Source organism: Stenotrophomonas sp. YJH_SMC_36, from assembly GCF_059369935.1.
Genome location: NZ_JCAFTD010000012.1, coordinates 1 through 18,174, shown reverse-complemented (window position 1 = coordinate 18,174; position 18,174 = coordinate 1). Strand labels below are relative to the sequence as shown.

The 18,174-nt window shown below is 67.9% G+C and carries 22 protein-coding genes; all 22 read right to left on the bottom strand.

Annotated features, from left to right (window positions below; genetic code table 11):
• Positions 1 to 12: 12 nt before the first annotated feature.
• Positions 13 to 282, bottom strand: coding sequence for a flagellar biosynthetic protein FliQ (locus AC5P76_RS18400; RefSeq protein ID WP_053519605.1), 270 nt, complete (start codon positions 280 to 282; stop codon positions 13 to 15).
• Positions 283 to 375: 93 nt separating this feature from the next.
• Positions 376 to 1,158, bottom strand: a complete 783-nt coding sequence (gene fliP / locus AC5P76_RS18395; protein ID WP_053519604.1) for a flagellar type III secretion system pore protein FliP — start codon at positions 1,156 to 1,158, stop codon at positions 376 to 378.
• 1 nt (position 1,159) lies between these two features.
• Entirely contained in the window at positions 1,160 to 1,567 is a 408-nt protein-coding gene (fliO, locus tag AC5P76_RS18390; RefSeq protein WP_053519603.1) for a flagellar biosynthetic protein FliO, read from the bottom strand.
• Entirely contained in the window at positions 1,564 to 1,899 is a 336-nt protein-coding gene (gene fliN, locus AC5P76_RS18385; protein ID WP_053519602.1) for a flagellar motor switch protein FliN, read from the bottom strand. The genes fliO and fliN overlap by 4 nt, the downstream gene beginning before the upstream one ends.
• A complete protein-coding gene (fliM, locus tag AC5P76_RS18380; protein ID WP_065176161.1) occupies positions 1,896 to 2,900 on the bottom strand; it encodes a flagellar motor switch protein FliM in 1,005 nt (334 codons plus the stop codon). The genes fliN and fliM overlap by 4 nt, the downstream gene beginning before the upstream one ends.
• A 10-nt stretch (positions 2,901 to 2,910) precedes the next feature.
• Entirely contained in the window at positions 2,911 to 3,429 is a 519-nt protein-coding gene (locus AC5P76_RS18375) for a flagellar basal body-associated FliL family protein (protein ID WP_053519600.1), read from the bottom strand.
• Positions 3,430 to 3,621: 192 nt separating this feature from the next.
• Entirely contained in the window at positions 3,622 to 4,713 is a 1,092-nt protein-coding gene (locus AC5P76_RS18370) for a flagellar hook-length control protein FliK (RefSeq protein ID WP_253118438.1), read from the bottom strand.
• On the bottom strand, positions 4,710 to 5,177 hold the full coding sequence (gene fliJ, locus AC5P76_RS18365; protein WP_065183030.1) for a flagellar export protein FliJ: 468 nt from the start codon (positions 5,175 to 5,177) through the stop codon (positions 4,710 to 4,712). The genes AC5P76_RS18370 and fliJ overlap by 4 nt, the downstream gene beginning before the upstream one ends.
• 3 nt (positions 5,178 to 5,180) lie before the next feature.
• The gene (locus tag AC5P76_RS18360) at positions 5,181 to 6,566 is read right to left on the bottom strand and encodes a FliI/YscN family ATPase (protein WP_053519597.1); all 1,386 of its coding nucleotides are present in this window, start codon (positions 6,564 to 6,566) and stop codon (positions 5,181 to 5,183) included.
• On the bottom strand, positions 6,563 to 7,204 hold the full coding sequence (locus tag AC5P76_RS18355; RefSeq protein ID WP_053519596.1) for a FliH/SctL family protein: 642 nt from the start codon (positions 7,202 to 7,204) through the stop codon (positions 6,563 to 6,565). Before AC5P76_RS18355 ends, AC5P76_RS18360 begins: the two co-directional genes overlap by 4 nt.
• Positions 7,201 to 8,187, bottom strand: a complete 987-nt coding sequence (gene fliG / locus AC5P76_RS18350; RefSeq protein ID WP_053519595.1) for a flagellar motor switch protein FliG — start codon at positions 8,185 to 8,187, stop codon at positions 7,201 to 7,203. The genes AC5P76_RS18355 and fliG overlap by 4 nt, the downstream gene beginning before the upstream one ends.
• Positions 8,188 to 8,194: 7 nt before the next feature.
• Entirely contained in the window at positions 8,195 to 9,841 is a 1,647-nt protein-coding gene (gene fliF / locus AC5P76_RS18345; protein ID WP_065176166.1) for a flagellar basal-body MS-ring/collar protein FliF, read from the bottom strand.
• 12 nt (positions 9,842 to 9,853) lie between these two features.
• Positions 9,854 to 10,219: a flagellar hook-basal body complex protein FliE gene (fliE, locus tag AC5P76_RS18340; RefSeq protein ID WP_053519593.1), complete on the bottom strand. Its 366-nt coding sequence runs from the start codon at positions 10,217 to 10,219 to the stop codon at positions 9,854 to 9,856.
• A 259-nt stretch (positions 10,220 to 10,478) separates the two neighbouring features.
• Entirely contained in the window at positions 10,479 to 11,984 is a 1,506-nt protein-coding gene (locus AC5P76_RS18335; RefSeq protein WP_253118439.1) for a sigma-54 dependent transcriptional regulator, read from the bottom strand.
• Positions 11,981 to 12,358 carry a response regulator gene (locus AC5P76_RS18330; protein ID WP_053519591.1) on the bottom strand — a complete coding sequence of 126 codons (378 nt, stop codon included), beginning with the start codon at positions 12,356 to 12,358 and terminating at the stop codon, positions 11,981 to 11,983. The genes AC5P76_RS18335 and AC5P76_RS18330 overlap by 4 nt, the downstream gene beginning before the upstream one ends.
• Before the next feature lie 14 nt (positions 12,359 to 12,372).
• The gene (rpoN, locus tag AC5P76_RS18325; protein ID WP_053519590.1) at positions 12,373 to 13,782 is read right to left on the bottom strand and encodes an RNA polymerase factor sigma-54; all 1,410 of its coding nucleotides are present in this window, start codon (positions 13,780 to 13,782) and stop codon (positions 12,373 to 12,375) included.
• Positions 13,783 to 14,051: 269 nt separating this feature from the next.
• Complete coding sequence (locus AC5P76_RS18320; RefSeq protein ID WP_053519589.1) at positions 14,052 to 14,684, bottom strand: response regulator; 633 nt, start codon at positions 14,682 to 14,684, stop codon at positions 14,052 to 14,054.
• A gap of 91 nt (positions 14,685 to 14,775) precedes the next feature.
• Complete coding sequence (locus AC5P76_RS18315) at positions 14,776 to 15,354, bottom strand: PilZ domain-containing protein (protein WP_053519588.1); 579 nt, start codon at positions 15,352 to 15,354, stop codon at positions 14,776 to 14,778.
• Positions 15,351 to 15,644, bottom strand: coding sequence for a hypothetical protein (locus AC5P76_RS18310; RefSeq protein WP_193396550.1), 294 nt, complete (start codon positions 15,642 to 15,644; stop codon positions 15,351 to 15,353). The genes AC5P76_RS18315 and AC5P76_RS18310 overlap by 4 nt, the downstream gene beginning before the upstream one ends.
• Entirely contained in the window at positions 15,641 to 16,057 is a 417-nt protein-coding gene (gene fliS, locus AC5P76_RS18305; RefSeq protein ID WP_053519586.1) for a flagellar export chaperone FliS, read from the bottom strand. Before fliS ends, AC5P76_RS18310 begins: the two co-directional genes overlap by 4 nt.
• 127 nt (positions 16,058 to 16,184) lie before the next feature.
• Positions 16,185 to 17,600, bottom strand: coding sequence for a flagellar filament capping protein FliD (fliD, locus tag AC5P76_RS18300; RefSeq protein ID WP_053519585.1), 1,416 nt, complete (start codon positions 17,598 to 17,600; stop codon positions 16,185 to 16,187).
• A gap of 436 nt (positions 17,601 to 18,036) precedes the next feature.
• Positions 18,037 to 18,174, bottom strand: a 138-nt coding sequence (locus tag AC5P76_RS18295; RefSeq protein ID WP_279923195.1) for a flagellin, incomplete at its 5' end; no start/stop codon positions are given.

Below are 18,174 nucleotides of genomic sequence, written 5' to 3'. Positions count from 1 at the left end.
GCGGTGCGCGTCCTAGCCGATCAGGTGCGGAATGCGCTGGAACAGCAGCGTGGTGTATTCGACCAGATGGCCAATCAGCAGGCTGCCCAGGGCGAACAGCACGGCGGTCAACGCTGCCGCCTTGGCGACGAAGGCGATGGTGGGCTCATTGAGCTGGGTCGCGGCCTGCACGACACCGACCACCACACCTACCACCAGTACGGTCAGCAGCAGCGGGCCAGCCACCCACAGTACGGCAATCAGGCCGCCACGCAGTTCGGTCAGGGCAAGTTCGGGAGACATCGTCTTTCCATCGGTAGCGCCGGGTCCTGCCCGGCGGTGGTCAATGCGGCCGCCGGCAATGGCTGGCGGCCCCTGCAATCACGCCGGTCCGGGTCACGCCGGATTGAAGCTGGCCGCCAGCGTTCCCACCGTCAGCACCCAGCCGTCGACGAGCACGAACAGCAGGATCTTGAAGGGTGCCGAGACCAGCATCGGCGACAGCATCATCATGCCCATCGACATCAGCACGCTGGCCACGACCAGATCGATGATCACGAACGGGATGAAGATCAGGAAACCGATCTCGAAGGCGGTCTTCAGTTCGCTGGTCACGAACGAGGCGACCAGGACCGGGAACGGGATCGCATCCGGGCTGGCGTAGGTGCCGTGCCCTGCGATGCCGGCGAAGGTCATCAGGTCGGTCTCGCGGATCTGCGCCAGCATGAAGCCGCGCAGCGGCTGGGTGGTCAGTGTCCACGCGGTCTGGAAGTCGATCTGGCCGTTGAGGTAGGGCGCCATTCCGCTGCTCCACGCCTTGTCCCAGGTCGGCATCATCACCATCGCGGTGAGGAACAGGGCCAGGCCCAGCAGCACCTGGTTGGACGGGGTCTGGCCGGTGCCCAGTGCCTGCCGCAGCAGGCCCAGCACGATGATGATGCGGGTGAACGAGGTCAGCACCAGCAGCATCGACGGGATCAGGGTGATCGCCGTCATCAGCAGCAGTGTCTGCAGCGGCAGGCTGACCGGCTGGCCACCGATCCTGCCCACGTTGACATCCGGCAGTGGCGTGGTCGGAGCAGCGCCCGGCGCGGCAAAGGCGAGCGCGGGCAGCAGGCACAGGGCAATCAGCAGCAGCCACGCGATCAGGGTAGCTGGACGGGTACGGATGACACGCATGTCAGGGGTCCTTGCGCAGCCGCTGCTGCAGCAGCTGGGCGAAATTCGGCAGGTTCTTCAGGTCCGGCACGCGCACCGGCGCGGGCGGCGGCAGCGGTTCGGAAAGGGTGTGCAGGGCGTTGATGCTGCCGGCGGTGACGCCCAGCAGCAGTTGTTGGCCATTGACCTCCACCACCACGACGCGCTCCTTGGCGCCGACGCTGAGGCTGGCCACCAGCTTCATGCCGTCGGCCGGGCGGAAGCCGCTGCCGGGCAGGCGCTTGAGCAGCCAGCCCAGGCCGACCACCAGGGCCAGCACGGCCAGCAGCGCCAGCACCGCGCCGAACAGGCCCGGTGCCGAGGCCGCGTGCTGGCCGACCGGGGCGGCGGCCTTGCCGACGCCCAGCAGGGTGGACGCCAGCAGGCTCAACGCAGTCTCCGGATGCGTTCGCTCGGGCTGACCACATCGGTCAGGCGCACGCCGAAGCGGTCATTGATCACCACGACCTCGCCATGCGCGATCAGGGTGCCGTTGACGAATACGTCGAGCGATTCACCGGCGCCACGCTCCAGCTCCACCACCGAGCCCTGGTTGAGCTGCAGCAGGTTGCGGATCGGCAGGCGGGCGCGGCCGACTTCCAGCGACAGGGTCACCGGCACGTCGAGGATCACGTCCAGATTCAGATCGACCCCGGAGGCCTCGTCGGCGTGCAGGGTGCCGAACTGGGCCGGAGTCGGTTCGAGGGCGTCGGTATCGTTCATTGCGGGTCTTCCTGGATGACGGGTACGCGCGGGCGGGTGCCCGGCGGATGGGTAGCAGTGATCTTCACGGCATTCATGCCGTTGGCGATGCCGAATTCGCCGGTGAACACCGGGATGTTCTCCACGCACAGCGGCACCTGCGGGCTCAGCTCGATCGGCAGGATGTCGCCGACCTTCAACCGGGTCAGGTCACGCAGGGTCATGCGCTTGCTGGCCAGCACGCTGGACAGGGTCACTTCGGCGATGTTGAGCTGCTCGCGCAGGGTCTGGCCCCAGCTTTCGTCGCGGTCGTTGCGATCGCTCTGGATGCCGGCATCGAGCAGCTCCCGGATCGGTTCGAGCATCGAGTACGGCAGGGTGACGTGGATGTCGCCGCCACCGCCGTCGAGCTCGACATGCAGGCGGCACACCACCACGTATTCGCGCGGGGTCACGATGTTCGCGAAGTGCGGGTTGATCTCCGAGTTGATGTACTCGAATTCCACGTCCATCACCGGTGCCCACGCTTCGCGCAGGTCGGCGAAGGTCTGCTTCAGCAGCAGATGGATCACGCGCATCTCGGTGGCGGTGAACTCGCGGCCTTCGATCCGGGTGGGGTAGCGCCCGTCGCCGCCGAAGAAGTTGTCGACGATGGCGAACACCAGGGTCGGCTCGAACACGATCAGGCCGGTGCCGCGCAGTGGCTTGAAACGGATCAGGTTCAGGTTGGTCGGCACATACAGCGAATGCATGTAGTCGTTGAACTTGATCAGCTCGATGCCGCGCACCGACAGTTCGGCCGAGCGCCGGATCAGGTTGAACAGGCCGATGCGCCACAGGCGCGCAAAGCGCTCGTGGACCATTTCCAGCGTCGGCATACGGCCGCGGATGATGCGGTCCTGGCTGGCGAAGTCGTATGAACGCGCTTCGCCGGAGGGCGGCTCCGGGTCGGTCTCGACCGCGCCGCTGTCCACGCCGTGGAGCAGGGCATCGATCTCGTCCTGGGACAGCAGATCATTCATCGGTGGGCCCTTACTGGGTCACGAAGCTGGTGAACAGCAGATCGTCGGCACCATTGCTGCCGGTCTCGGCCTTGAGCACCTTCTGCACCTCGGCCAGCGAATCGGCCTGCAGCTTCTTCTTGCCGGCGATATCGGCGATCTGTGCCGGCTCGACCTGCGAGAACAGCATCAGCAGTCGTGCACGCAGGGCCGGGGCGTGGGTCTTGATCGCCTCCAGCGCGGCCGGATCACGGGTCATCAGCTGCACTTCCAGCTGCAGGTAGCGCGGGCCGTCGATGGGACCATTGAGGTTGACCACGAACGCGGGCTCCAGCGCGAAGTACTGCGCCGGTGCCGGCGTGGCGTTCTTCTTCTTCGGCGCCTGGCTGGTCTTTTCTTCCTGCGTGGACTGGGTGAAGAACCACACGCCGCCACCGGCGGCAGCGGCAGCCAGTACGGCCACCAGCGCGGTGATCAGGATCGGACTGCGCGGCGTGCGGGCCTTGTCCTTTTCGACGTTCTTCTTGGTTTTGTCAGCGGCTGCGGCCACGAGGTGAAGCTCCTGAGGGTTGCTTCACCGGGATATGCAAGGGGTGTGCCGATGCACCGGGAACAGGGCGCGACGGAATTCCGTCGGGGTGCCGGTGGGGCCATGCGGAGCAAGCTCCGCACCCACCAACGCGATGCTGGCAGGTGCCAACCACATCGCTCTGGTGGGTGCCAACCTTGGTTGGCACACCTGTCAGGCGTAGGCGTCCAGCAGGCCACGCTGGCGGATCAACGGGGTGGCCGGCAGGCTGGCATCACCCCGCGTCGGTTCTCCGTCACCCCGACCTGCCTCCTGCCCGGCCTGGCCGGCAGGTGCGCCACCGCCGCCCGGCTGATGGCCGACATCGGCGTGGGCCAGCTGGAAGCCTTGTTCGCCCAGCAGTTCACGCAGGCGTGGCAGGCTGCTTTCCAGCGCCTGGCGGACATCCACGTGCGGGCTGCTGAAACTGGCGTGGACCTTGTCACCGTTGAGCTGCAGGCGTACGTCCACCGGCCCCAGATCGTCCGGGCTCAGTCGGATGTGGGCGTGGCCGATCTTCTGGTCGGCCAGCCAGCCCAGGCGGGCGCCAATGGCCTGGTCGAATCCATCGTCGCCAAGCACCGGCTTCGGCGTCGGTTCACCGTTGAAGACCGCGTTGCTGGACAGCGCCGCCTTCAGATCCTGCAGTGCGGCGGGCAGGGGCGCCTGCAGGGGTGCAGGCGGGGCACGATCACCCTGCAACGTGCTGTCGGTGTCACCGCTGCGCTCCAGCGCGGCGTCGCCCGTCGGCAGCACAGGCAGGGACAGTGCGCCGTCCTCGCCATCGACGCCCGTGGCGGGTGACTGCACCACGGCGGCAGGCGACGCGGCAACCGGCGATGGGGGGGCGGTGGTCGCCGCCAGGGCCGGAGGCGCTGTGCCCGTTGCGGACGGTGGGACGCTGGCCGCAGGGTCGGCGGGCAGTGGGGTGGCCAGCACCAGCCCGGCCAGTCCAAATGGAGGCCAGGGCGCTTCGTCGGTTTCCGTCGTCGCGTCCTGGTCGGTCGCAGCCTTGCCGGCCGGTGGCGCAGCGGCCTCGCCCGTAGCCTGCTCGCTGGCGGGGGGCCGCACGCTGGCGGCGTCATCGCCGCCGGTGGCCGCAACGCCGGTCGGCGCGGGGCTGTCCGTGGGCGGGACGGGCGCGCCGCCCTGCAGCAGCTGACCGAAGTCCTTGCCGCCTTCGCTGCGTGCCGTGCGCGACGGGCTGCTGCCCACGCCGGGCGGAGTGGCCGTCGTGCTGCTGCCGGAAAGCGCGGCGGGCGTCACGAACGGCCTCCGGTGTCTGCGCCGTCCTGGTCCTCGGCCTGCGCCAGGCGGGAGCGGCGCGCGCCGATGTCATCCATCTCGCGCTGGTCACGGCGGTCTGTCACCACCTTTTCCTGTGCGCGATAGCTGGCGGCCAGCTGCTCCAGCACCGCCTTGTCGCGGCTGGCCAGGATCAGGCGCGCGCGTTCGGCTTCGACCTTCTCGCGGTTGCCGTCGACGGTGCGCTGCTGTTGCTCCACCGCACTGTCGAGGCGGTCAAGGAACGCACGCCGGTTCAACAGCTGGGCGGGACTGGTCGCGGCCATCTGTGCGTTGGCGTACTCCTCGGCATAACGTCGCAGTTCGTCCAGACGCGACAGGTGAGTGTCGAGAAGGCGCTGGCGCTCGGCCAGGTCGCGGGCGACCGCATCTTCATGTTCCTGTGCCCGCCTCAGCAGAGGGTCGATACGCTTGGACTGGTTCATCGCTTACACCTCGTTTTCCACCAGGCGCTGCAGCGCCGCCTGGCTGTGCGGGAGATCCGCGGCCTTGGCCACGTCCTGTCCCAGGAATTCCATGATTTCCGGCCAGCGTTCCAGGGCTTCGTCGGTGGCCGCGTCGTTGCCGCGCTGGTAGGCGCCGATGGCGATCAGGTCGCGGTTGGCCGAGTAGGCCGACACCAGCCGCTTGAGCTTGCGGATGCGCAGGCGCCACGGCTCGTCGGCGATTTCCGTGACCACGCGGCTGACGGACGATTCCACGTCGATGGCCGGGTACAGGCCGCTGTCCGCGACCCGGCGCGACAGCAGGATGTGGCCGTCGAGGATCGCGCGTGCGGCGTCTGCGATCGGATCCTGCGGATCGTCGCCTTCGGTCAGTACGGTGTAGAACGCGGTGATGGAGCCGCGCCCCTTGGCGCCGTTGCCGGCGCGCTCGACCAGCGCGGGCAGCTTGGCGAACACCGACGGCGGGTAGCCGCGCGTGGTCGGCGGTTCGCCCACCGACAGGCCGATCTCGCGTTGTGCCTGCGCGAAGCGGGTCAGCGAGTCCATCAGCAGCAGGACGTTCAGGCCCTGGTCGCGGAACCATTCGGCAATGGCGGTTGCACGGTAGGCGCCATGCAGGCGCGCCAGCGGTGGCCGGTCGGCCGGGCTGGCGACCACCACCGCGCGGCGCAGGCCTTCCTCGCCCAGCGTGGTTTCGACGAAATCGCGCACTTCGCGGCCGCGTTCGCCGATCAGCCCGACCACGATGACGTCGGCAGCGGTGTAGCGGGTCATCATGCCTAGCAGTGTCGATTTGCCGACGCCGGAGCCGGCGAACAGGCCGACACGCTGGCCACGGCCGATCGGCAGCAGTGCGTTGATGGCGCGCACGCCCACATCCAGTGGCTGGGTGATCGGCTCGCGCGCGAGTGGATTGATCGACACACCGGCCATGCCGACGTGGCCTTCGGCACGGATCGGGCCCTTGCCGTCCAGCGGCACGCCATCGCTGTCGATCACCCGGCCGAGCAGGCCTTCGCCCACTTCCACGCCGCCGCGCCGTGCCGACGGCACGACCCGCGCGTTGGGCAACAGGCCATGCAGTTCGGCGCTGGGCATCAGGTACGTGCGCTCACCGGCGAAGCCGACCACTTCGGCATCCACCCAGCCACCGTCGACCACTTCGACCTTGCAGCTGGCCCCCAGCGGTGCTTCGCAGCCGACCGCTTCCAGGGTCAGCCCGACCGCGCGGCGCAGCACGCCTTCGCGGATCAGGCCACGGCCGTGCGCGGTGTCCACGCGCAGCCCGTCCAGGCGACGGGCCAACCGTAGATTGCGGGCCAGGGCCCAGTCGGCCGCAGGCGGCGGCAGTGGCGTTTCGGCCGTCATGCGTTCGCTCCGGTCTGGCGGATCACTGCGTCCAGCGCGCCACGCAGGCGGGCTTCGAGAGTGCCGTCGATGCGCACGGCCTCGGCATGCACGCGCAGGTCGCCGCGGCTGAGGCTGGTGTCGGCAACCAGCCGCTGCTGCGGTGGCAGGGTGAGCAAGGGGGCGAGGGCAGCGATGTCGTCCGGGTGCAGGCGCACTTCCACTTCGCGCGTGCTGCCGCCGACCGCATCGATGGCTTCGCCGACCAGCTGTGCCAGCAGCGCCGGTTCGGCCTCGTAGGCGCGACCGACCAGGGCACCGGCGATGCGGACCGCCAGCTCTCCCAGCGCACCGACCACCTCGTTCTCCAGGCGGACCAGCGGGCGGCTGAAGTTGTCCAGGATGCCCTCGATCTGCGCGGCAAGCCGGCGCACCTCGGCCTGGCCCTGGCCATAGCCCTCCGCATGGCCGTGCTGGAAGCCTTCCTTCTCGGCACTGTCCTGGATGGCCTGTATCTCTTCCAGGGTCGGCAACTGCAGCGGCGGTTCCGGCTCGTGCTCCGGATCCGGCCCGGCGTGCCCGGACGCGTCCTCCTGTTCCAGCACGGGTTCCGGCTGGGCCAGCAGGTCAGGGGCGAGCCAGCGCACGACCGTGCTCACAGCATGGCCTCCGCGCTGCCGCCGATGGTGATGGTGCCTTCGTCGGCCATGCGCTTGACGATGGCCAGGATCTCGCGCTGCGCGCCTTCCACGTCGGACAGACGCACCGGCCCACGGGCCTCCATGTCCTCCAGCAGGATCTCGGCGGCACGCTGGGACATGTTGCGGGTGATCTTGTCGCGGACCTTGATGTCGGCGCCGCGCAGGGCCAGTCCCAGCCGCTCGCCGCTGACTTCGCGCAGCACCAGCTGCATCTCGCGGTCGTCCAGATCCACCAGGTCGTCGAACACGAACATCAGGTCCTGGATGCGGCCACTCAAGGGCGCGTCGATGCGTGCGATCTCGCCCAGGATCGCCTGGTCCTGGCCGCTGTCCATGAAGTTGAGGATGTTGGCCGCGCACTGCACGCCGCCGATGTTGGATGACTTCAGGTTCTGGTTGCCGGCGAACTGGCGCTCCATGATCTCGTTGAGTTCATTGAGTGCGTTCGGCGGAATGCCATCGAGGGTGGCGATGCGCAGCAGCACGTCCACGCGGGTGCGGTCGGGCAGCAGTTTCAGCGCATCGGCGGCCTGGTCGGTTTCCAGGTGGGCCATGACGATGGCGATGATCTGCGGGTGCTCGTTGCGGACCAGGTCGGCGACCGCACGCGGATCCATCCACTTCAGCGCATCCAGGCCGGTGGTGTTGCGGCCCAGCAGGATGCGATCGATCAGGTTGCCGGCCTTCTCGCTGCCCAGTGCCTGCACCAGCATGTTGCGGATGTAGTCGTCCGACCCCACGCCCAGCGAGGTCTTGGAGCCCAGCTCCTGGCCGAACTGGTCCATCACCCGTTCCACCTGTTCGCGGGTGATGTCGGACATGGTGGCCATCGCGATGCCGATCTTCTGGACTTCCTTGGGTTCCATGTGGCGCAGCACTTCGGCCGCGTCCAGTTCACCCAGCGACAGCAGCAGCACGGCGGCGCGCTGCACTCCGGTCAGCGGTACCTCAGTCATTGGCCACCCAACCCTTGACCACCTGGGCCACGCGCTTGGAGTCGGTCTTCACGGCTTCACGGGCCATCCGCAGTCGTTCCTCGTAGGAGTCCACCGGCAGGGCCAGCGCCTCCGGTCCACCCAGGCCAGCGCGCTCGGCACCCAGGGCCGGCAGCGGGCTGCCATCGTCATCGACCAGCTGTACGTCAGCGGTATGCGGTTCCAGTGCCAGCGGGTCGTGCTTCTTCGCCTGGCCGGTGATGGCACGCAGCGCCGGACGCAGTACGCCGAACAGCAGCGCCAGCACCACAATGGCCCCCAGCAGCATGCGGCCGGCATCGTGCACCCACGGCAGCTCCCACCAAGCCGGGCCTTCCACCGGTGTGGTCTCGCGCACGAACGGGGCATTCATCACCGAGACCGTATCGCCCCGCTCGGCGCTGAAGCCGACGGCCTGCTTGACCAGCGCCTCGACGCGGGTCAGTTCGGCAGCCGACAGCGGCTGCGGGGTAAGTGCACCATTGGCGCCGGGGCGCGGCACGTTGTCCACCAGCACCGCCACCGACACGCGCTTGATGCGGCCGGCCGGCTGGCGGGTGTGCTGCAGCGTGCGGTCCAGCTCGTAGTTGCGCGTGGCGTTCTTGCTGCTTTCGCTCGGCGTCTGCGCGGTCTGTGGCGGCGCAGCCTGGCCCGGCGGCGTGTTGCTGGTTGCGCCAGGCACACCCTGCGGTCCGGGCGTGCTGGTGGTGTTCTCGCTCATCTGTTCGCTGCGCAGCTTGGCCGGCTCGCCGTTGTACAGCTCACGCGCTTCCTCGGTGACCGAGAAGTCCATGTCCACGCTGACTTCCGGATTGACGCGGCCCGGGCCGGTCATCGGTTCCAGCAACTCGCGGATGCGCTGGTTGAAGGAGGTCTCCTGCCTGCGGACCTGCTCGAACTGGGCGGCGTTGACCGCCGCTTCGCTGTTCGGGTCGCTGATGCTGAGCATGCGCCCGCTCTGGTCGACCACGGTCACCCGTTCCGGCGACAGGTCCGGAATGCTGGCGGCGACCATGTGCACGATCGCATCTACCTGGCTGCGTTCCAGCTGCTGGCCACCGCGCAGTTCCAGGGTTACCGAAGCACTGGCGACGTCGCGCTGGCGGGTGAAGGCGCTGGGCTTGGGGATGGCGAGATGTACGCGTGAGTCACGCACCGGTCGCAGCGTATTGATGGTGCGCGACAGTTCGGTCTCCAGCGCGTGCTGGTAGCGCGCGCTTTCCACGAACTGGCTGACACCGAAGCCCGGGTCGCGCTCCATCAGCTCGAAACCCAGCTTGCCGCTGTCGGTCAGGCCGGAGCCGGCCAGCTTCAGGCGGGCGTCATGCAGGTTCTTCTCCGGCACGGTGATGCCACCGGTTGCCGGGTCCAGGGCAAACGGGATCTGCGCTGCACGCAGCAGGTCGGTCGCTTCAGCGGTGGCCTTCTGGTCCAGGCCGGTATACAGCGGAACCATGCCGGGCTTCTGCGACCAGAAGAACACGAACAGGCCCGCCGCCACCGCCACTGCGATCATCGCCATCAGCCCCAGCCGACGGGTGATCTGCAGGCTCTGCAGGCGGTCGAACCATTGCCCCGCCTTCTCGGCGTTCAGGCTGTCCTTGGAAAGCGTCAGTGCCATGCGTCAAGTTCCTTACAGCGGCATGTTCATCACGTCCTGGTAGGCCTGGACGAGACGGTTGCGGACTTCCACGGTGGCGCGGAAGGCGATCTGGGATTGCTGCGAGGCGACCATCACCTTGGCCAGGTCGGCGCCGGGTTCGCCCATCTCGAACGCCTTGGCCAGCGCGCCGGACGTCTGCTGCGCATTGTTGACGCCGGCAATCGCACCGCGCAGGGTCTCGGTGAAGCTGGCCGGCTGCACCTGCGGCGCATCCAGCACCGCACCAGGAAGGGCATTGCTGCGCGGCGCTTCAGCCAGCGGATTGAGCACCGGCTGTCCCATCTGGGACTGGTAGGTGCGGATCTGCGAAAGGATCGAAGTGACGGAGTGGGACATCTGCAACGGTTCCAGGAACAGGGATGGGGAATCTGCAGGGATCACTGCAAGTGCCGTGCCGGAACGCCTGAGTGGTTCAGAAACGTGACGGAAGTTTGCGTTCGGCGGAGGAAGGGCGAGCTGGCGTGCCGATACGCTGTCGTCATCTGCCGGTGTCAGTGAACCGGCGTCGGTTTTTTGGCCTTGCCGGCGGCCGCCGGATACACGAACGCCCGGGCAAGCCCAGGCGTCCGTGCCCCCTTCATGCTGGCGATCACGCTCAGCTGGCCAGTTCGGCCTGCTCGCGTTCGATGCCGTATTTGCGCAGTTTTTCCACCAAAGTGGTGCGGCGCAGGCCCAGCAGCTGCGCGGCGTGGGCGACCACCCCCTGCGTCCGCTCCAGCGCTTCATTGATCAGGCCCAGCTCGATGCTGGCCATGTGGTTGCGCAGGTCCAGGCCGTCGTCGGGCAGGGCCGTGGCAGCCGCAGCGCGGTTGACCGCGATGCCGTGCTCCAGCGACGGCTGGCCGCCGCTGCCGGGGGTGTGGAAGGAGAAGCTGCGCAGGTCCAATCGCTCTTCGCTGGGTGCTGCCGGTACCGCGGCCGGGGTGCTGACGGGGGCCAGCAGGGCGTCGCCCCGGTAGCGCGCGGGAAGGTCCTGCACGCGGACCGAACCACCCGGATGCAGCACCGCCAGGCGTTCGACCAGATTGGTCAGCTCGCGTACGTTGCCTGGCCATTCGTAGCCCGCCAGCGCCTGCAGGGCTTCGGCAGTGAAACGGACTTCGCCGCGGCCGGTGCGCGCCAGCTGCGCGGCAATGGTTTCCACCAGTGCCGGCAGATCCTCGCGCCGTTCGCGCAGGGCCGGCACGTCGATCGGGAACACATTGAGGCGGTAGAACAGGTCTTCGCGGAACTTGCCGTCGGCGATCCGGCTCTCCAGATCGCGGTGGGTCGCTGCGATCACCCGCACGTTGCAGCGGATGGTCTGGTTGCCGCCGACACGCTCGAAGCTGCGCTCCTGCAGCACGCGCAGCAGCTTGACCTGCATCGGCAGGCTCATGTCGCCGATCTCATCCAGCAGCAGGGTGCCGCCCTCCGCCATTTCGAAGCGGCCCTTGCGCGCGGTCAGCGCGCCGGTGAAGGCACCCTTCTCGTGGCCGAACAGTTCGCTCTCGAGCAGGTCGGCTGGAATGGCGCCACAGTTGATCGCCACGAATGGCCCGTCGCGGCGCGGCGAGCGCTGGTGGATGGCGCGCGAGACCACTTCCTTGCCGGTGCCCGACTCGCCCAGCACCAAAACGGTGGTATCAAATGCCGCGACCTGGTCGATCATCGTGCGCAGCGCGCTCACAGCGGCACCATTGCCGGTGGGTCCCTGCTCCTGCACGGCGCCCGCCTGGTGCTCGGCATCCAGGCGCTTGAGGCTGGCACGGCGCAGCAGGGCTTCCATCTGCGCATGGCGCAGCGGCGTCTCCAGCGGCCAGATGTTGGCTTCATGCAGGCCGTGGCGGTGGGCGAAGGCACTGGCCTGGCCATCGGCCAGCAGCACCGGCGGCGGCAGGCTGCTGCCGCCCAGCCATGCGTAGAGGGCGGTGCTGGCGGCGCTGTCGTCGAGGCTGCCGACGATCACCGCCATCCAGTCGCTCTGGCGCTGCCGCCCCAGGTCGAAGTCTGCCGCGTCGGAAACCCAGCGCGGATTGAAGTCCATGAATTCCAGCAGGGCAACGGTGCGTTCGGCACGCACGGCGTCGTTGTCCAGCACCAGGATGCGCGACTCGCTCACGATCGATCCTCCCTGAGGCCTTCCAGGATCGGCATCACTTCCTGGATGTAGGACAGCTTGCTGACGAAATTGTCGGCGCCGGCACGCAGTGCATGCTCGCGGTGCTCGGCGTCATCGAAGTGGCTGGCGATGACGATGTACGGGGCGTCATCCTGCGACTTGATCAGGCGGGTCGCCTGCAGGCCGCCCATTTCCGGCATCGCCAGGTCCATCAGCACCACCTGCGGGCGCAGGGTCTCCGAGCGCTCGATCGCTTCCAGGCCGTTGCCGGCACTGCCGACGATCTGCAGCCAGTCGATCTTGCGGAAATGGCGCATCGCTGCGTTGATGAAACCTTCGTGGTCGTCGACCAGCAGGACCGTGAGCGTGTTCATGTCCAACATCCTTTTCAGCCCACCCGGGCCAGCTGCGGTTGCCTGGCGCTGAGCCGGCGCCGTTCGCGGGCCGGGGCGATATCCAGTTGTTCTCGGTATTTTGCGACGGTTCGGCGGGCAATGTTCACCCCCTGGCGCGAAAGCAGGGCGGCGATGGCCTCATCGGCCAGCGGCCGACCGGCCGGCTCGGCATCGATCAGGCGGCGCACCATGGCCTTCACCGCCTGGCCGGAGACGCTGGCGCCTTCCAGGCGCACCGCGAAGAAGTGCTTCAGCTCGAAGGTGCCACGCGGGGTCTGCAGGTACTTGCCGGTGGTGATGCGCGAGACGGTGGACTCGTGCATGCCGATCTCCTCGGCCACTTCCTTCAGGGTCAGCGGCGCCATCGCTTCCTCGCCCCGGACCAGGAACGCAGCCTGGCGCTCGACGATCACCCGCGCGGTACGCAGCAGGGTGTCATAGCGCATCGACAGGCCACGGCTGAACCAGCGCGCTTCCTGCAGCATCTCGCGCAGCGCCGGTGCAGCCTCGTTGCTGTCGGCCAGCGCCTGTTCGTACTGCGTGTTGATCGATACGCGGCGGCTGGTCGCCGGATTGAGGGCCACTTTCCACTGGCCGTCGGCGTGCCAGGCGACCACGTCCGGTACCACCACGGCATTGCGTTCCGGCAGCAGGTTGTCACCCGGGCGGGGTTGCAGCGAGAGGATCAGTCGCACTGCTTCGCGCACGTCACCGATCTCGGCGTCATGCAGGCGGGCGAGGGCGGGGTAGTCGTGCGCGGCCAGCGGCTCGAGCGCGCCGGCAAGGATGCGGGTAGCCAGATGCCGCGCAGGAACCACGCCGTCCAGGCTGCGCAGCTGGGCCTGCAGGCTTTCGCGAAGGTCCCGCGCGGCCATGCCGGCGGGCTCGCCATGCAGCAGGCGCTGGCGGACCGCTTCGACACCATCGGCGGCGATGTCGAACTGGGCGCTGGCCAGCAGTTGCAGCTGTGCCAGCGGTGCCTGCAGATAGCCGGCGTCATCGCAATGCTCGAGCCAGAAGGCGGCGACCGCCAGCTCGCGGTCGTCCAGGTCCAGTGCCAGCCGCTGCAGCACGCGCAGCTGCGGATCACTCGATTCGCCCGCCGCGATGCGTGCCATCCGGTCGTCGTCGCCGTCCTGCCAGCTGGCGCCGGCAACGTCCCACATCGAGGATTCCGGCAGCTCGTCGAACGCCGCGGTTTCCAGCGTGGTGGCGCCGGCGTCGCCGGGTTCGGGTGCAGGTGCTTCGGCATCCTCGATCTCCAGCATCGGGTTGGAGTCGAGCAGGCGCTGGATTTCCTGTTCCAGATGCAGTCCGTCCAGCTGCAGCAGCCGGATCGACTGCAGCAGCTGCGGGGTGAGGTGAAGTTGTTGGCCCAGCTGGGCCGAGAGTGCAGCCTTCATCGTGGTTCCCCGGCGCCGCTCCCCGACGCCTTGTGGAACGCATCTTGCTTCTGATCCGGCGGGTGCGGAATCAGGGGGTTCCTGAGGTGGTTGGTGAATTACCCGACAGCGTGTAGGGGTTTTCCTGACATGGGCGCGGGATGTTGACGTTCCCCGGTCGCAAGTCCTTGATTTCCTGTTGCGTACGCGGTCGGGGCGTCGTGCCGGCGTGTACGGGATTCCGTCAGTGCCTGTGGGGGTGACGGGAACCCGTCATCCGGGTCGCGCGGTCACTCCAGCTCGTGCTGGTGGCGGGCGGCGAGCAGCAGCAGGTCGTTGGCGCGGCGGCACCCCAGCGATTCCATCATGCGCGCGCGGTGGGTTTCCACGGTCTTGACGCTGATGCCGAGATCGGCGGCGATTTCCTTGTTGCTTTCGCCTTTGCCGATGCGGCGCAGGATCTCGCGCTGGCGGGGTGACAGCGCGGCGATGCCGGTGGGCTTCTCGCGGCCGAGCATGGGCGCCAGCATCTTCGCCGAGATCTGCGGGCTCAGGAACACCTGGCCGGCGTGTGCGGCGCGCAGCGCCAGTTCCAGTTCCTGCGGCGCGGCATCCTTGACCACGAAGCCGACGGCACCGCGATCCAGTGCGTCGCGCACGTGGGCGGCATCATCGTGCATGGTCATCATCACCACCCGGGTGCCGGGTGCGCGCATGCGGATGTCGCTGAGTGCTTCCAGGCCGGTGCGTCCGGGCAGGGACAGATCCATCAGCACCACGTCCGGAGCGTGCTGCAGGGCCAGTTGCAGCGCCTGCTCGGCGTTGCTGGCCTCGGCCACGAGCTGCACGTCGGCAAACCCCTGCAGCAGCCGCGCCAGGCCGGCGCGGACCAGGGTGTGATCGTCGACGATGAGAACTCGCACAGGCACGCTGGAGGTCCGGGAGGGGAGTCCACCTTAACTTAGCTGAACGGGCGAGCCAAGCGTCGTCCGTTGCGGGCGGGCGTGCCAGGGTTCAGCGCGCCCGCCTTGCTTCGGCCACCTGACGTCTGTGCAGGCGGAACAGATGCCGCTCCATGGCCATTTCCAGCCCGTCGCCGAGGCGATGGAAACGCAGCCAGAGATAGTGGCCTCCACTGCCGTCGGCGGCCTCGGCAACCACTTCCACCGGCAGATCGATATGGTCGGGCAGCCAGTCGCTGGGCTGCACGCGGACCACGCCGGCCTGGCCCGGGGCCGCGCCACTGCGGGGGCCCAACTGCAGGCGGATGCCGCGCCGGGACCAGCGCACCGGGCGCAGGGTCAATGCCGGGCCCTGCTGACGCACGAGCCGGCCCAGCAGCACCATGGCCAGATCCAGCTTGGCTTCCAGCCGCTGCAGCGGAAGGCTGGCCTCGCTGCGCTCGTCGTGTTCATCGACACGGCTGTCCTCGACCAACGCCAGGCTGCGCAGCAGGCCTTCGGCGCTGCTGGTACGTCCCGCCGCATTGCCGGCCTGGAACTCGACCGGCAGCGCCAGTTCGCAGCTGAGCGTCTCGTCGAACAGCTCGCTTTCGGCCGGGTGATGCAGCGACGTGGTCGGCAGGAGGGTCATGCCAGCGATTCTGCCTGCAGGTAGGCGTGCGCGGCGCGAAGGGAGCGCCGTCCATCGTGCAGCTGCACGGCCACCGCGTCGCGGCGATGGCGCAGCAGGGTCAGCAGGCTCTGCTGGCGTTCGAACAGCGCGGTCAGGGGCCCATGGTCGGCGGCCGCCAGCGGTTGGCTCAACAGCGCGTGCAGCTTGCTGTCATGGCCTTCGAGCAGGCTGTCGGCGGTGTCGAAGGCATCTTCACCCAGCGCCTTCTCGAAAGCATCCAGCTGCGCATGCAGTGCCTGCAGGCTCATGGTGCCACCGCTGCCGTACGGCGCTGCTCGTGCGGAATTGCGTTCCAGGCGCTGTCGATCTCGCCCAGCAGCTGCAGCGATTCGTCCAGGGCGGCGCGGTCGTTGTGCAGGTTGGCCTCGGTCAGGCGCTGCAGCACGTAGTCGTAGAGGGACGAAAGATTGCCGGCAATTTCGCCGCCGGCCTCATGGTCCAGCGAGCCGTTGAGGTGGCCGACGATGGCGCAGACCTCGCCGATCGCCTTGCCCTTGCCGGCATGGTCGCCGCGCTCGAGGCTGGCCAGTGCGCGCCGCACGCGCTCCAGCGCGCCCGCCAGCAACAGGGCCACCAGCTTGTGCGGATCGGCATCGGTGACCGCACTGGTCACACCCACTTGGCGGTACTGCTCGGCGTACTGACGGCTGGAACCGTACATTCGTGATTCTCCTTGCGCTGGGTGCTGCAGCAGGATCGTGACGATCGCTGCCGGCAGTACCGCGATGATTGCTGTTGCGTCCGTTATCGGTGCGTTCGGCACCAAACTTGAGTGCCGCGCGCGTCCGTCAACCGTTCAACTGCGCCAGCTGCTGCTGCAGCGCCGAACTGCTCTGCTGCAGCTTGCCCATCAGGCTGTCCAGTGCGAGGAACTGCTTCTTGTACCGTGCCTCCACGCCGACCATGCGTGTATCCAGGTCCTTGCGGCGCTTGTCGATGCTGTCCAGGGTGTTGTTCAGGCCCTTGGTGCGGGCAACGAACGCACCCTCCTTGCCGACCGTCGTGCTCACGTAGCCGTCGACCAGCGAGTACAGCTGGCCCGCACCGCCGGCATCGCCGGTGATCGCCTGGCGGATCTTCTCCGGCTGGCTGGCAAGCGCGGCAGCGAACTTGGTGGTATCAAGCACCAGGCTGCCATCGGCATTGGGGTAGCCGCGGGTCTGCAGGCCGATGGCCTTGGCGTCCAGGCCATCGCCGGACAACGACTTGAGCACGCCCGACATCACCGAGCGCAGCTGGCTGGCGGCGCCGCGCATCTGTGCGTCGCCGGTGAGGGCTGCCGCTTCCTTGGTCTTGGCGTCGTACTTGGTTTCGGTGTTGATGGCGGCGATGGCCGCGTTGTACGCGGTCACGAAATCCTGCATCACCTTGGTCGCCGCGGCCGTGTCGGTGCTGATCGTGACCGTGCTCTGTCCTTCCTTCTTCAGGTTCAGGGTCAGGCCCGGCACGGCGTCGGCCACGGTGTTGCTGGCGCTCACCACTTCAACGCCGTCGATGGTCAGTTTGGCATCGGCGGCCGCGGTGTTCTGCTTCAGGCTGCCGACCAGCGCTCCCAACTTCGGGTCGCTGCCGGCGTATTCGAGCTTGATCGCGTTTGCCGCGCCGGTCTTTTCCTGTGCGATCGACAGGTACTGGTTGTCGCCGGAGCTGATCAGGGTGGCCTGCACGCCTTCCTTGCGGCCGGCGGCGTCGATCTTGTTGCGGATCGTGGTCAGCGTGTCGCCTTCCTCGACCTCCACGTTCATGGTCTTGGCCTTGTCGCCGACGCCGACGGTCAACGTCAAGGTTCCGGCGGCGAACGTATCGGTCTTGGGCACGGAGGTGTCGGCGATCAGCTTGTGTGCGGTCGCCAGCGACTTGACGTCGATGATGTGCGTGCCGTTGGACGCGGCCGCCTTGGTGGTGCCGACGTCATACAGCGCCACGCTGGCCGTCAGGATCTCGTCGGTACCGCCGCTGCCGCCCTTGCTGGCGGTGACCGTGCGGGTGTCGAAGGCCGTGGTGGCCTTCAGTGCCGTGAGTGCGGTCTTCAGCTTGTCGAAGGCCGCGGTGACGGTGCCGATCGACGACAGCTGCATCTTGGTCTTGGACTGCTGCAGGTTCAGCGCATTGTCGGCGGGCTTGCGGTCGGCCGCGACCAGCTGGCTGACGATGCTGGAGATGTCCAGGCCCGAGCCGATGCCACCGTATCCAAAGTCTGCCACGTCGTTTCTCCTGGTAATCCGGGCGCCGCGCTGCGGCCGCCCGTCGTCAACGAAAATAGCGGCCTGCGCCGCTGGGTCTTGAGGACTTCGTTGATGCATGCGCCGTGCCAGTGCCGGACGGCAGGTTTGGCATGCAGGTTGCAGGAGTGACAGGGCAGGGTGCGGTCGGGACGACGCAGGCTGCCGGGAGTCTGCAAAAAACCCTCCCCCAAAGCAGGGGAGGGATCAGGCTACTGACAATCGGGGGGAGACGAAGCCGCCCGGTGCGTACAGTCAAAGGTACAGCGCTGAAACAGAGGTCCGCAGGGGCGGGCGATGCCAAGCCGGTTCCGGAAGCGTCCCGGGCCGGGCATGGCCCGCGCCTGCGTGCGCCGTGGCTGTCGGGTTGCCGCTGCCGCCGGTTCGACCGGCGGCAGCGGTACCTTCTTGCCGTGGATCAGCGCAGCAGGCTGAGCACGCCCTGCGGTACCTGGTTGGCCTGGGCCAGCATGGCCGTACCGGCCTGCTGCAGGATCTGGGTACGGGTCAGTTCAGCGGTTTCCTTGGCGAAGTCGGTGTCCTTGATGCGGCTGCG

Bases quoted from the DNA above. Each gene is read 5' to 3' on its own strand.
- AC5P76_RS18400 (WP_053519605.1), bottom strand. From the start codon at position 282: ATGTCTCCCGAACTTGCCCTGACCGAACTGCGTGGCGGCCTGATTGCC.
- fliP (WP_053519604.1), bottom strand. From the start codon at position 1,158: ATGCGTGTCATCCGTACCCGTCCAGCTACCCTGATCGCGTGGCTGCTG.
- fliN (WP_053519602.1), bottom strand. From the start codon at position 1,899: ATGAACGATACCGACGCCCTCGAACCGACTCCGGCCCAGTTCGGCACC.
- fliM (WP_065176161.1), bottom strand. From the start codon at position 2,900: ATGAATGATCTGCTGTCCCAGGACGAGATCGATGCCCTGCTCCACGGC.
- fliJ (WP_065183030.1), bottom strand. From the start codon at position 5,177: ATGAACCAGTCCAAGCGTATCGACCCTCTGCTGAGGCGGGCACAGGAA.
- AC5P76_RS18360 (WP_053519597.1), bottom strand. From the start codon at position 6,566: ATGACGGCCGAAACGCCACTGCCGCCGCCTGCGGCCGACTGGGCCCTG.
- fliF (WP_065176166.1), bottom strand. From the start codon at position 9,841: ATGGCACTGACGCTTTCCAAGGACAGCCTGAACGCCGAGAAGGCGGGG.
- fliE (WP_053519593.1), bottom strand. From the start codon at position 10,219: ATGTCCCACTCCGTCACTTCGATCCTTTCGCAGATCCGCACCTACCAG.
- AC5P76_RS18330 (WP_053519591.1), bottom strand. From the start codon at position 12,358: ATGAACACGCTCACGGTCCTGCTGGTCGACGACCACGAAGGTTTCATC.
- rpoN (WP_053519590.1), bottom strand. From the start codon at position 13,782: ATGAAGGCTGCACTCTCGGCCCAGCTGGGCCAACAACTTCACCTCACC.
- AC5P76_RS18315 (WP_053519588.1), bottom strand. From the start codon at position 15,354: ATGACCCTCCTGCCGACCACGTCGCTGCATCACCCGGCCGAAAGCGAG.
- AC5P76_RS18310 (WP_193396550.1), bottom strand. From the start codon at position 15,644: ATGAGCCTGCAGGCACTGCATGCGCAGCTGGATGCTTTCGAGAAGGCG.
- fliS (WP_053519586.1), bottom strand. From the start codon at position 16,057: ATGTACGGTTCCAGCCGTCAGTACGCCGAGCAGTACCGCCAAGTGGGT.